Origin of the sequence: Devosia sp. 2618 (assembly GCF_040546815.1) — a bacterium.
In the GTDB taxonomy this organism is placed as follows: Bacteria; Pseudomonadota; Alphaproteobacteria; order Rhizobiales; family Devosiaceae; genus Devosia.
In genome coordinates, this window is record NZ_JBEPOO010000001.1 from 1984627 (window position 1) to 1996638 (window position 12012).

12 protein-coding genes are annotated in these 12012 nt (G+C 61.2%); 9 read left to right on the forward strand and 3 right to left on the reverse strand.

Annotated features, from left to right (window positions below; genetic code table 11):
* Position 1: 1 nt before the first annotated feature.
* A complete protein-coding gene (locus ABIE28_RS09985; protein ID WP_354062485.1) occupies positions 2–601 on the forward strand; it encodes a GNAT family N-acetyltransferase in 600 nt (199 codons plus the stop codon).
* Positions 602–606: 5 nt separating this feature from the next.
* On the opposite strand, the gene ABIE28_RS09990 is transcribed toward ABIE28_RS09985, so the two are convergent.
* The 3 genes from ABIE28_RS09990 to ABIE28_RS10000 form a co-directional block, all read right to left on the reverse strand.
* Positions 607–1476, reverse strand: coding sequence for a glycosyltransferase family 8 protein (locus ABIE28_RS09990; protein WP_354062487.1), 870 nt, complete (start codon positions 1474–1476; stop codon positions 607–609).
* A 109-nt stretch (positions 1477–1585) separates the two neighbouring features.
* Positions 1586–2560, reverse strand: a complete 975-nt coding sequence (locus tag ABIE28_RS09995) for an ABC transporter substrate-binding protein (RefSeq protein ID WP_354062489.1) — start codon at positions 2558–2560, stop codon at positions 1586–1588.
* Positions 2561–2626: 66 nt separating this feature from the next.
* Positions 2627–3889 carry a hemolysin family protein gene (locus ABIE28_RS10000; protein WP_354066429.1) on the reverse strand — a complete coding sequence of 421 codons (1263 nt, stop codon included), beginning with the start codon at positions 3887–3889 and terminating at the stop codon, positions 2627–2629.
* Positions 3890–4100: 211 nt separating this feature from the next.
* Between ABIE28_RS10000 and ABIE28_RS10005 the strand changes: the two genes are divergently transcribed.
* The 8 genes from ABIE28_RS10005 to der all read left to right on the forward strand — a co-directional run bounded on the left by ABIE28_RS10005 (position 4101) and on the right by der (position 11800).
* Positions 4101–4535 carry an MAPEG family protein gene (locus ABIE28_RS10005; protein ID WP_354062491.1) on the forward strand — a complete coding sequence of 145 codons (435 nt, stop codon included), beginning with the start codon at positions 4101–4103 and terminating at the stop codon, positions 4533–4535.
* Positions 4536–5831 (forward strand): RsmB/NOP family class I SAM-dependent RNA methyltransferase, encoded by a 1296-nt coding sequence (locus tag ABIE28_RS10010; protein WP_354062493.1) that lies wholly within the window; start codon positions 4536–4538, stop codon positions 5829–5831.
* Between the two features lie 75 nt (positions 5832–5906).
* Positions 5907–6392, forward strand: coding sequence for a TspO/MBR family protein (locus ABIE28_RS10015; protein ID WP_354062495.1), 486 nt, complete (start codon positions 5907–5909; stop codon positions 6390–6392).
* 98 nt (positions 6393–6490) lie between these two features.
* A complete protein-coding gene (gene guaA / locus ABIE28_RS10020; protein ID WP_354062497.1) occupies positions 6491–8062 on the forward strand; it encodes a glutamine-hydrolyzing GMP synthase in 1572 nt (523 codons plus the stop codon).
* Positions 8063–8214: 152 nt separating this feature from the next.
* On the forward strand, positions 8215–8508 hold the full coding sequence (locus ABIE28_RS10025; protein ID WP_354062499.1) for a hypothetical protein: 294 nt from the start codon (positions 8215–8217) through the stop codon (positions 8506–8508).
* An 82-nt stretch (positions 8509–8590) separates the two neighbouring features.
* The gene (locus tag ABIE28_RS10030; protein WP_354062501.1) at positions 8591–9217 is read left to right on the forward strand and encodes a dihydrofolate reductase family protein; all 627 of its coding nucleotides are present in this window, start codon (positions 8591–8593) and stop codon (positions 9215–9217) included.
* A gap of 180 nt (positions 9218–9397) precedes the next feature.
* The gene (locus tag ABIE28_RS10035) at positions 9398–10309 is read left to right on the forward strand and encodes a tetratricopeptide repeat protein (RefSeq protein WP_354062503.1); all 912 of its coding nucleotides are present in this window, start codon (positions 9398–9400) and stop codon (positions 10307–10309) included.
* Positions 10310–10348: 39 nt separating this feature from the next.
* On the forward strand, positions 10349–11800 hold the full coding sequence (gene der / locus ABIE28_RS10040; RefSeq protein WP_354062505.1) for a ribosome biogenesis GTPase Der: 1452 nt from the start codon (positions 10349–10351) through the stop codon (positions 11798–11800).
* Positions 11801–12012: the final 212 nt, after the last annotated feature.

Consider the following 12012-nt stretch of genomic DNA (forward strand, 5'->3'; position numbering starts at 1 on the left):
CATGGTTGAGATTCGCCCGTATCGCGCGGACGATCTCGATGCGCTCTATCAGATCTGCCTGCTGAGCGGCGACGCTGGCCGAGACGCCACGCCGCTCTACAATGATCCAAATTTACTGGGCGCGATCTATTCCGCGCCCTATGGCGTATTGGAGCCGCAACAGGTCTTCGTTGCGGACGACGAGCTTGGCGTCGCGGGCTATATCGTCGGCACCTTCGACAGCGACGCCTTTTCGACGAAGCTGGAACGCGATTGGTGGCCGCATTTGCGCGAGCAGTATGCGGCGTCAGATGATGCCGACCTCACCGCTGCCGATCAGCAGCGGCTGACGCAGATCCGCCAGCCGTCGAGCAATCCATCGGCGCTGGTCGCTGACTTCCCCGCCCATATCCATATGAACCTGCATGAGCGGCTGCGCGGACAGGGCGTGGGTACGCAATTGCTAAAGCGCTGGATCGCGGACGCCAAGGCCGCCAACGTGGCTGGCATTCACCTTGGCGCCAATTCTGGCAATACCGGCGGCGTGGCGTTCTGGACGCGGAGTGGCTTTGTGCCGCAAGTGACGATTGGCCGGACTGTGTGGTTCGGGATGACGCTTTAGGCGCCCTATTTCACGCCGAGCTTGCGCAGCCACCAGCGCTTCCAGCGGTGTCGGGCGAAGCGATAGAACAGTTCATTGGTCATGACGTGGCGGTAGATGCGCCCGAAGGCGACTGATTGCAGAATGCCCGACATGATGCCCCAGGGCTTGGTCTTGCCGGTATAGTGCAGGATGGCGGGGTTGAGGCCCTCGTGTGAGTGGCGCGCGTCGATGACGTTCCAGCGCGGATCGAGCGCCAGCCAGTTGTCCTTGAAGACAAGATTGAGCAGGTCCTGATCGTAGTAGATCCGGGCCATGACGCCGTCTTTGAAATACTGTTCCATGCGCCCGATGATGTCGGCGTCGCGCCATTTGGCGACATCGATCAGCACCATGCCTGCATTGAAATAGGGCGTGGCGATATCGAAGATGTCGCGATTGCCGACCAGATCGCGGCCACCGACGATGTAGGGCGCGAAGGTGTCGCGCACCGCAGCAATGGCAAAGCCTTCCATATCGATGCGGTAGAGCTTGTTGATATCTTCGCGGACCAGCATGTCGCAATCGAGATAGAGGATGCGCTCGACGGAGGGACCAACCAGACGGTCGATCATCAGGCGCGCATAGACGATATTGGACAGGCGTTTGTTGACCGGCATGCGGGTCGCGATGTCGACGAAGAGTTCGGACTTGTCGAGATCGTACCAGACCAGCTTGGCGCCAAACTCGGTTTCGATCTTGGCGAGGTCGGCGCGGTGCTCGTCGGTCAGCGTGCGATGGCAGAGGTGAAAGACCAGATCGGCCCGATGCGTGGTGAACAGGCAGACCGACCGCATGACGGCATAGGCCGGAGCCCAGAAATTGTCGTCGAAGGTCAGCGCGATATGAATGGGCATGGGGCTCTCGTCGGCAGCGGGTTCCGCGAACGCATCTAGACCAGTCGGCAGGTCAATGCCAGTCAAACGGGCCGGCATTGACGTTTATTCGTTGCGGGAGGTCTGCGGCTTAGACGGTGGCGGCCTTGCCATCGGCTGCCTGCTGCAGCCGTTCAGCGATACGCGGCAATATCCATTTGGCGCTGAGCGGGCTGAAATTGTCGGCGAAGGCGGAGGCGGTCAGCGTCTCGAGCGGCACATAGGCGTGACCGGCGACGGCCGGCAGGCGGCGGAACGGCTCGAAGCCTTCAAGGCGTGCTGTGCCCTCGGCATCGGTGGCGAAGGACACCAGAATGTCGGCCTGGGAGAGGATATCGACGTTCTCGATGGAGTATTCGCCCAGTCCGCCGACTGCGTCTGGCGCTGGAATGAAGGTGAGGCCCATTTCGGCCAGTTGCTGGGCGATGGCACCGTCGCCGATGACATAGAGCGTTTCGCCATACATCGAACCTATCATGATCTTCTTGCCCTCCAGACCGCCGAGGGTGTTGGCGGTATCGGCCAGCAGCGCTTCTGTTTCAAGGATGGCGGCTTCGGCGCGCTCGTTTTCAAACAGGGCGTTGCCGACGATGCGCAGGCCATCGCGCCATGGCATGCTCCAGTCGAGCGCGATGACCGGGGCCAGCCCCTGCAACTGCGACAGGATGGGCTCGATATACGTCTTCATGCCAATGATGAGGTCGGGCTCGAAATTGGCCACGACTTCGGGCGAGGCCTGCGTTTCGATCAGTGGCAATTGCGCCACCTGCGCGGCCGCCGTCTGCCACGGCAGACCACCGCGATCCCAAGAGCCGGTAAAGCCATAGGCGACGGGCGTGATGCCGAGGGCCAGGGTATATTCGAGATCGGTGAAATCGGAGAGGACCAGAACGCGCTGTGGCTTGGCGGGAATGGTCGCGGTGCCCAAAACATGTTCGACGGTGCGCGGCGCCTGCGCGCGGGCAGATTTGGGGGCAGCAAGAATTGCGGCTGTAGCGCCCAGCCCGAGCAGGACGTGGCGGCGGGTCAGCATAAGCTGACGGTGGGAAACTGTTGCTGACGGCATGGGACGCTCCAAAGCTGACTTTAGTAGTCATGTTATGGAGCGTCTTAGCCAGGGTGATGTGGAGCGTCAATCCAGCTTGGTCATCAAGACCTTATCGATACGGCGGCCATCAAGGTCGACGACCTCGAACTTCCAGCCATTGTATTCAAAGGTCTCGCCCACCGCTGGCAGGCGATTGATGATCGAAAGGACATAGCCGGCAACGGTCTCGAACTTGGCATCGCGCGGGATGGACAGCTTGAGCTTTTCGCCGAACTCGTCGACGGGCATCCAGCCGGCAACGAGGTAGGAACCGTCTTCGCGCTTGACCAAAGCCGGATCGTCGCCGGTTTCTTCCTGAAAGACGCCGGTGATGACTTCCAGAATATCGCCGGAGGTCACGATGCCCTCAAAGTGGCCGTATTCGTCGACGACCAGCGCCATATGAACGGTGGAATTGCGGATGGCACGAACAACGTCGAGCGCATCGGCATGATCCATCACCACGGGCACGGGCTGCACGAACTTGCGGATTTCGAGCGGTTGACCATTGGCGAAAACGCCGATGATATCCTTGATGGCCACCACGCCGATGATCGAATCGGCGTCGCCGTCCTGCACCAGCAGGCGCGAGCGGTGGGTGCCGAGGATGGTGCGACGGATTTCGTCGCCATCATCGGACAAGTCGACCACGTCCACATCGAGCCGCGGCGTCATCAGGCCACGGGCCGAGCGATCGGCCAGGCGCATGACACCCGAGATCATCGAGTGCTCATCGCTCTCGATAACACCGGCCGTGGTCGCTTCGGCAATGATGGTCTTGACCTCTTCTTCCGTCACCCGCTCGTCGGACTCGCCGCCCTGCCCCAGAAGGCGCAGTACCAGCTTGCCGGAAATATCGAGGAACCAGACAATCGGCGAGCCGATCAGCGCCACCATCTTCATCGGCCCGGCAACGCGGGCTGCGACGCCCTCGGCATCGCGCAAGGCGATCTGCTTGGGCACCAGTTCGCCCAGAATCAGCGAGATATAGGTGATGATGACAACGACACCGCCGACGCCAAGCACATTGGCGAGGCTCGCGCCGAGGCCGACTTCCATCAGCCATTCAGTCAGGCGCGTACCAAGGGTCGCGCCGGAGAAAGCACCCGAAAGGATGCCGACAAGAGTGATACCGATCTGGACAGAGGAGAGGAACTTACCGGGGTCCTCGGCAAGGGCGATGGCCGTGGCGGCGCCCTTGTTACCCTGATCTGCCATGCCCCGCAGACGAGCGGGACGAGCAGAGACGACTGCCAGTTCTGACATTGCCAACAAGCCGTTGACGATGGTCAGGACGACGACGATCAAAATTTCTACGAACAAGATATTTTCATGGGAATGCGGCCCCGCTCTCAGCATCGGGTCGCTTGTGCCGTTACAATATAGAGGCAAACCCGTTGGTTCCGCTATGGGGTTCGTTATTTTGTCACAGTCGGCGAGCGGAAGACTAAGTTGGAGGCTGTTTGCAACCAGTCGGGGCCTGATGCACTACAGTTGGTGACTGCCTCAGGAGCGCGCCATGCCACTCGTCGAAAAACTGCTGATCCTTGCCACGGCCGCACAGGTGCTGCTGACCATGGGCATTCTGGTTTGGATGGGCATGGAGCGTGTGCCAAGGGTAGCGCGCGGCGAGATCGCGGTCGCCGATATTGCCGTTAATCGCGACGCCTACCCGTTGCGCGCGCGGCTACTATCGAACAATTTTGACAACCAGTTTCAATTGCCGACGCTGTTCTATGTGGCCGTGCTTTTGGCGCTGTGGTTTGGCGGTGTTGGCTGGGTTGATGTCATCCTGGCCTGGGCGTTTGTGCTGCTGCGCTACATCCATGCGGGGGTGCATGTGACGAGCAATCAGATCTTCCAGCGCTTCGCGGCGTATTGCTCGGGCCTTGTAGTGCTGGCGCTTCTGTGGGTATGGCTCGTGCTTCGAATTGTTCTAGCCCCGAGTATCTAAATGCGCCTTCCCGGTCGTCTGTCTGCTGCCATCGCCGTGCTGACCGATGTGGAGACGCGCAAACGTCCCGTGTCGGAAGCGCTGAAGGCCTGGGGTCTGAACAATCGCTTTGCCGGTGCGGGCGACCGCGCTGCCATCGGCAATCTGGTCTATGACGCGCTGCGCCGCCGCTCATCCTATGCCGCGTTGATGGGTAGCGATGCGCCACGCGCGCTGATTTTGGCCGTGGCGGTGCGCGGCTGGGGCGAAGACCCGGCAGCGCTGAGTGACAGCTTTGCAGGCGACAGCCATGCGCCGGAGCCGTTCACGGAGGATGAGCTGGCTCGCGCAGTCGGGCAACTGCCCGACACGACCGACGGCTGGGTGCTGGCCGATGTTCCCGAATGGCTGGCGCCTTCGCTGGAACGAGCTTTTGACGACAACTGGATCGCCGAAGGTCAGGACATGGCTGGACGGCCATCGCTCGACCTGCGCGTCAACACGCTCAAATCCAGCCGCGAACGCGTGCTGAAGTCGCTGACACGCTTTGAGCCCTCTGAGACGGCCACCTCGCCAGTCGGGGTGACCATGCCGGCGGGTCCGCGCGATTCCCGGACGCCGAACGTCACGACGGACGAAGGCTATCTCAAGGGCTGGTTTGAGGTGCAGGATCAGGGCAGCCAGATCGTGGCGGCGCTGGCGGGCGCGCGTCCGGGCGAACAGGTCCTCGATCTCTGTGCAGGTGCAGGCGGCAAGACTTTGGCGCTGGCGGCGGCCATGAGCAACAAGGGCCAGATCTTTGCCTATGACAGCGACCGCAGCCGCCTTGCCCCGATTTATGATCGGCTGAAGCGCAATGGGGCGCGCAATGTGCAGGTGCGTGCGCCTGAACCGGGCGTGCTGGACGACCTCGAGGGCAAGATCGACCGCGTGGTGATCGACGCCCCCTGCACCGGCACGGGCACATGGCGGCGTCGCCCGGACACCAAGTGGAAGCTGAGCCCGGAGCTGCTCGCCCAGCGCGTGGCTGAGCAGGCAGCGATTCTGGCCGAGGCGCGGCGCTTCCTCAAGCCGAATGGCACGCTGATCTACATCACCTGCTCGATTCTTCCGGAAGAAAACGACGATCAGGTCGCGGCGTTTATCGCCGAAAACACCGACTTCGCATCGGTGCCGCCGCAGGAGCTTTGGCAGAGCGCATTTGGCGCGGAATTGCCCGAAAATCTCGAAACAAAACAGGCAGGCATCGCACTGACGCCACGTTTGACGGGTACGGATGGATTCTACATAAACGCTCTGAGACGGAACGCAAAATAAGTGATGCTTGAGGGTGAACCTTAAGCCGATCTTTGGCGTTTAACCTCGGATATTCTTCAGACCGAGCGCGACGCCATGACGATCCCATCCCTTGCCGATTACAAAACGCCCCGCCCGTGGCTGGTGCTTGGGATTTTTCTCGTTGTGGTGCTTGCCGTTGGCGCCATTCTCGGCACGCAGTCGGTGCCCGGCGTGTGGTATGAAAACCTGGCTAAGCCGCCGTTCAATCCACCCAATTGGGTATTTGGACCGGTTTGGTTCACGCTCTATGCGATGATTGCGGTTGCGGGCTGGCGCATCTGGATGATCGACGCGAATTCCGCTGCCATGAAAATCTGGTTTGCCCAGATGGGATTGAACTGGGTTTGGTCGCCGGTGTGGTTCATCGGGCAGATGCTGTGGCCTGCCTTTGGCATCATTATTGCGATCCTCGCGCTGATCGTGGCCTTCATCTTTACAGCGCGCCGGCTTGATCCGCCTGCTGCATGGCTGTTCGTGCCGTATCTGGCCTGGGTTGGCTTTGCGACGCTGCTGAACCTGTCGATTGCGCTGCTGAACTAGCCTCAAAGTCGCGGCGTGGACACAAATGTGCCGCGCCGCAAAGCTGTTCTGCAACCGATGTGCTTGCGGAATCCGCGCTACGGCGATAATGGCTCGCCATGCAAAGCCAAGACACCTCCGCTCGCCCGCAATCGATCCTCATCGTCGACTTCGGTTCGCAAGTCACTCAGTTGATTGCGCGCCGCATTCGCGAGACTGGGGTGTATTGCGAAATTCACCCCTTCCAGAACGCGGCAGTCGCCATGGTTGCCATGCAGCCAAGCGGCGTGGTGCTGTCGGGTGGCCCAGCGTCGACGCTGGATGAAAACGCCCCCACCATCGATCCAGCGATCTTTGCGGCCAATGTGCCGATCCTGGGCATCTGCTATGGCCAACAGGCCCTGTGCATGGCGCTCGGCGGCAAGGTCGAGGCCGGCCATCACCGCGAATTCGGCCGCGCCGAAGTGAAGGTCGAAAAGGCCTCAGCGCTTTATGATGGCGTCTGGGACCTCGGCACCGAGCATCAGGTGTGGATGAGCCACGGCGACCGTGTCGTTGCCCTGCCCGAAGGCTTTGAGGTTGTCGGCACCTCGGCCAACGCACCGTTCGCGATGATCGCCAACGAAGCGCGCCGCATCTGGGCCGTGCAGTTCCACCCCGAAGTGGTGCACACGCCAGATGGCGCCAAGCTCTATGCAAACTTCGTGCACAATATCTGTGGCATCCAGTCGACCTGGACCATGGCCGCCTACCGCCAGAAGATGATCGAAAAGATCCGTGCGCAGGTCGGCACCGAGAAGGTGATCTGCGGCCTGTCCGGCGGCGTCGATTCGTCGGTTGCGGCGGTGTTGATCCACGAAGCGATCGGCGATCAGCTGACCTGCATCTATGTCGATCACGGCCTGATGCGGCTCAATGAGAGCGAGCAGGTCGTCACCATGTTCCGCGACCAGTACAATATTCCGCTAGTGCATGTGGACGCGTCCAAGGTGTTCCTGCGTGAACTCGAGGGTCAGTCGGACCCCGAGACCAAGCGCAAGATTATTGGCCGACTGTTCATCGAAACATTCGAGGCGGAAGCAAAGAAGCTTGGCGGCGCACGGTTCCTGGCGCAGGGCACTCTTTACCCTGACGTCATCGAATCCGTGTCGTTCACTGGCGGCCCATCGGTCACCATCAAGAGCCACCACAATGTGGGCGGCCTGCCAGAGCGCATGAACATGCAGCTGGTCGAACCACTGCGTGAGCTGTTCAAGGACGAAGTGCGCGTGCTGGGCCGTGAACTTGGCCTGCCCGATAGCTTTATCGGTCGCCACCCCTTCCCCGGTCCAGGTCTCGCCATCCGTTGCCCGGGCGGCATTACGCCCGAAAAGCTGGATATCCTGCGAAAGGCCGACGCGATCTATCTCGACGAAATCCGCAAGTCGGGCCAGTACGACAAGATCTGGCAGGCTTTTGCCGTGCTACTCCCAGTCCAGACCGTTGGCGTCATGGGCGACGGTCGCACCTATGAGTTCGTCTGCGCCCTGCGCGCCGTTACCTCGGTCGATGGCATGACCGCGGACTTCTACCAGTTCGACATGAACTTCCTCGGCAAGACCGCAACGCGCATCATCAACGAAGTGCGCGGCATCAACCGCGTCGTTTATGACGTGACCAGCAAGCCACCGGGCACGATCGAGTGGGAATAAGTCTCGTCCAGGCGGAAACGCCAGACGACCAGATCAAACCGCCACGCAGCTTCGGCTCGTGGCGGTTTTTCTTTGCGGCTCGCCATGTTGTGGCTTGAACTGACGAAGCCGCTGCGGCTTGCTGGGAAGACTGCTTTCTCAGGATGCCGCCAATGCGCCCTCACATAGTCGCAGCTCTCGTCGCTACAAGCTGCGCCATCCCTGCCCTGGCGGAGGGCACTGCCGCTCTGCCCGGAGAGGTTCGGGCGTTCATCGAAAAGCGCGACATCTGCGATCACTTCCGCGGAGAGGAGGCCTATGACGCGGAGCGAGCCAAGCAGATCGACGAGGCTTTGGCGCTCAACTGCACCGGGACGGATGCCGAACTGGCGCGGTTGCGAAGCGAATTTGCGGGTGATGCGGCGATCATAGGCGCGTTGGCCGATTACGAGACGCGGATCGAATAGGCAGATGGCGAAATAATCTGCCGCGGGCTGTCTGAACCTTGCCGCCCGGCTCGTCGTTGAAGGGAAACCACAGGAGGATACTGTGAGAGACCTGATCTTGAAGATGAGCATTTCGCTCGATGGCTTTGTGAGCGACCTCGAAGGCTCGAACCGCTGGATGATCGGCACCGACCAGGAGGCCAAGGCCTGGAGCGTCGAGACGATCGGAACGGCGGGCCTCCACATCATGGGCAGCAAGAGCTTCAGCACCATGGCGAATTACTGGCAGACCAGCACCGACCAGTTCGCGCCGCCGATGAATCAGATTCCCAAGGCGGTGTTTTCACGACAGGGATCGGCAATCCTTGATGGTGTGAGCACAGACATCGCTCTGGAGGCGGCACGTTCCCGATTGGGAGCTGACGCAAAACTGCAGGTCGGCGCTGACAGCTGGGCCAATGCCTATGTTGCCGGCGGCGCTCTGGCCGATGAAATCGGGAAACTGAAGGCGCAAGACAGCAAGCCGATCATGGCGCATGGCGGCGCAAGCTTTGCACGCAGTCTGGTGGCGCAGGGGCTGGTCGATCAGTTCGTGCTGCTGGTCGCGCCAGTGGCGCTGGGCAAGGGCCAACCTCTGTTTTCCGAACTCGCCGCGCCGATGCGACTGAAGCTTGTGGACTCCAAGGCATTTCCAGGCGGCGCGGTGGCGCAGACATACCGGGCGGATTGAGCGCTTTGGCCGAGTGCCCGACCGAATTGGGCCGGGGATTCGCTGATCGGCAGAGCGCAGAACCGGAAAGGTCCCATTGTTCTTAGGGAACGCGGCCTTTCCAGCGTTCCCGCGCATTTGCTTTCCCGGGGAGCCATGCTAAACGTGCGCGCAATTCACGTTCCGACCTTTAGGCAGGCCATGTCCCAGGACAATATTTTCCGCGAAGTCGATGAAGAGCTGCGCAGCGACCGTATGCGCGCTTTTTGGCGGCGTTTTGCGCCTTATGTCATCGGCGCCGCTGTGGCTGTCGTGGCGCTCGTTGCGGTCAATGAGGGCTGGACGTGGTATCATTCTAATAACGCCGCTTCGTCCTCTGACGAGCTCTATGCGGCGTTCGATCTGATTGAGGGCGGCGATCTCGCCGCCGCTCAGACCCAGCTCGACAAGGTGATTGCCGACGGTTCGGGCAGCTATCCAGTGCTGGCGGAATTCCGCAAGGCGGGCGTGCTGGCCAAGGAAGGCCAGACCACCGAAGCCGTTGCCGCCTATGACGCATTGGCCAACAACCAGTCCAACGCGCATCTGCGTGAACTGGCTCTGGTGCTTGCCGGCAACCTGCTGATCGACAATGGCACCCTGTCTGACGTCGAATCGCGCGTTGGAAGCATTGCCGCCGAAGGCAGCCCGATGCGCAATGCAGCGCGCGAAGCGCTGGGCCTGGCACAATACAAGGCCGGCAATTTCGACGCGGCGCAGGCCAGCTTTGAAGCCGTGCTCAATGATGGCATGAGCCAGAGCACCGTGCGCAACCGCATGGGCTATTATCTGGCCCAACTGCTGTCGCAGGGCGCGATTGCCGAGAACACCACCGATGCCGAAGCTGCCGCTACGGCAATCGACGCCATCGTCAATGACAACATCCCGGCGCTCGACGACGTGGTCGCGCCAGTGATCAACGCACCTGCCGTGGAGGCCCCTGCCCCACAGGCTCCTGCTACCGAGACCCCTGCCGCGGCAACTCCTGCCGAAGTCGTCCCTGAAGCGGCTGCACCTGCGCCCGCTACGGACGCCCCTGCTGCACCAACTGAAGCTGAGCCGGCCGCGCAATAGCGGCCGCTTTCGCCTGACCCTGATCGGAACACCAAAAGAATGACCGTCACCGTTGCTATCGTCGGTCGTCCTAACGTCGGCAAATCCACACTGTTCAATCGCCTTGTCGGCCGCAAAATCGCCCTTGTCGATGACACGCCCGGCGTGACACGCGACCGCCGCGAAGCCGAAGGACGCATTGCCGACCTCAAATTCCGTATTCTCGATACGGCTGGTTATGAAGACGTGACCGACGGCAGCCTTGAAGACCGCATGCGCCAGCAGACCGAGCTGGCGATCAAGGAAGCCGACGTCATCCTGTTCATGATCGACGCCCGTGCCGGCGTCGTTCCGCTCGACCAGCGCTTTGCGCAGGTGCTGCGCAAGGCTGGCAAGGACGTGCATCTGGTTGGCAACAAGGCTGAAAGCGGCGCGGCGGAAGCCGGGCTGGTGGAAGCCTTCAAACTCGGCTTTGGCGAAGCGATCGCGCTGTCCGCCGAACACGGCCTGGGCCTCTCCGAGCTTTATTCGATCGTTTCGGCGACTATCGACCGCAAGGCAGCCGAATCCGCAGGCAGCGAGATCGCCGATCTCGACGTGATGCCCGAAGTCGACGTCGACATCACCGAGGACATGCTCGAGGGTGAAGGCGACGAGGCGACCCTGCGCTGGAACCCCAAGCGCTACCTCAACGTGGCCATTGTCGGCCGCCCAAACGCTGGCAAGTCGACGCTGATCAACCGCATGGTTGGTGAAGAGCGCGTGCTGGTTGGTCCCGAGGCCGGCATTACCCGCGACAGCATTCTGGTGCCGTGGGAATGGGAAGGCCGGGTGATCAACCTGGTCGATACCGCCGGTATCCGTCGCCGCGCCCGCGTTACCGAGAAGCTGGAAAAGCTGGCCGTGGGCGACAGCCTGCGCTCGATCCAGTATGCCGAAGTCGTCGTGCTGATGCTCGACGCAACGATCCCTTTTGAAAAGCAGGATCTGGCGCTGGCCGATCTGGTCGAACGCGAGGGCCGTGCCCTGGTGATCGCACTCAACAAGTGGGACCTGATCGAGAACAAGAACGAAGCACTCAAGGTGCTGCGTGAAGAATGCGAGCGCCTGCTGCCACAGCTGCGCGGCGTTCCGCTGGTGACCCTGTCGGGCCTTAACGGCAAGAATATCGACAAGCTGATGGACGCCATCTTCGCCATCGAGCGCAGCTGGAATTCGCACGTGTCGACCGCCAAGCTCAATCGCTGGCTGTCCGGCATGGTCGAGAGCCATCCGCCCCCGGCAGTGTCCGGCCGCCGTCTCAAGTTGCGCTACATGACGCAGGCCAAGACAAGGCCACCAAGCTTCATTCTCTTTGCATCGCGCCCCGAAGTTTTGCCGATGGCCTATCAGCGCTATCTGGTGAATGGGCTGCGTGAAGCCTTCGATATCAGGGGCACGCCGATCCGGCTCTGGGTGCGCGGGGGCAGCGAGAACCCCTATAATGACAAGGCCAAGCGCCGCTTGGGCTAAGCCTCAGAAATAGAAAAACCCGCGGAGCGATCCGCGGGTTTTTTGTTGGGTGGGGTTGAGGCTTGAAGAGTTCTTGTTTGGGATACCCCCACCTAGCCTCCCCTTGATAGGGGCAGGGACTTGGCCGGTGATTGGTCAAATATAGCGGCAAACCCGATGGAATTCCTTCCCCTATCAGGGGGAGGTTAGGTGGGGGCATCCCCTCAAAAACC

Bases quoted from the DNA above. Each gene is read 5' to 3' on its own strand.
- ABIE28_RS09990 (WP_354062487.1), bottom strand. From the start codon at position 1,476: ATGCCCATTCATATCGCGCTGACCTTCGACGACAATTTCTGGGCTCCG.
- ABIE28_RS10010 (WP_354062493.1), top strand. From the start codon at position 4,536: ATGCGCCTTCCCGGTCGTCTGTCTGCTGCCATCGCCGTGCTGACCGAT.
- ABIE28_RS10025 (WP_354062499.1), top strand. From the start codon at position 8,215: ATGCGCCCTCACATAGTCGCAGCTCTCGTCGCTACAAGCTGCGCCATC.
- ABIE28_RS09985 (WP_354062485.1), top strand. From the start codon at position 2: ATGGTTGAGATTCGCCCGTATCGCGCGGACGATCTCGATGCGCTCTAT.
- der (WP_354062505.1), top strand. From the start codon at position 10,349: ATGACCGTCACCGTTGCTATCGTCGGTCGTCCTAACGTCGGCAAATCC.
- ABIE28_RS10035 (WP_354062503.1), top strand. From the start codon at position 9,398: ATGTCCCAGGACAATATTTTCCGCGAAGTCGATGAAGAGCTGCGCAGC.
- ABIE28_RS09995 (WP_354062489.1), bottom strand. From the start codon at position 2,560: ATGCCGTCAGCAACAGTTTCCCACCGTCAGCTTATGCTGACCCGCCGC.
- ABIE28_RS10015 (WP_354062495.1), top strand. From the start codon at position 5,907: ATGACGATCCCATCCCTTGCCGATTACAAAACGCCCCGCCCGTGGCTG.
- guaA (WP_354062497.1), top strand. From the start codon at position 6,491: ATGCAAAGCCAAGACACCTCCGCTCGCCCGCAATCGATCCTCATCGTC.
- ABIE28_RS10005 (WP_354062491.1), top strand. From the start codon at position 4,101: ATGCCACTCGTCGAAAAACTGCTGATCCTTGCCACGGCCGCACAGGTG.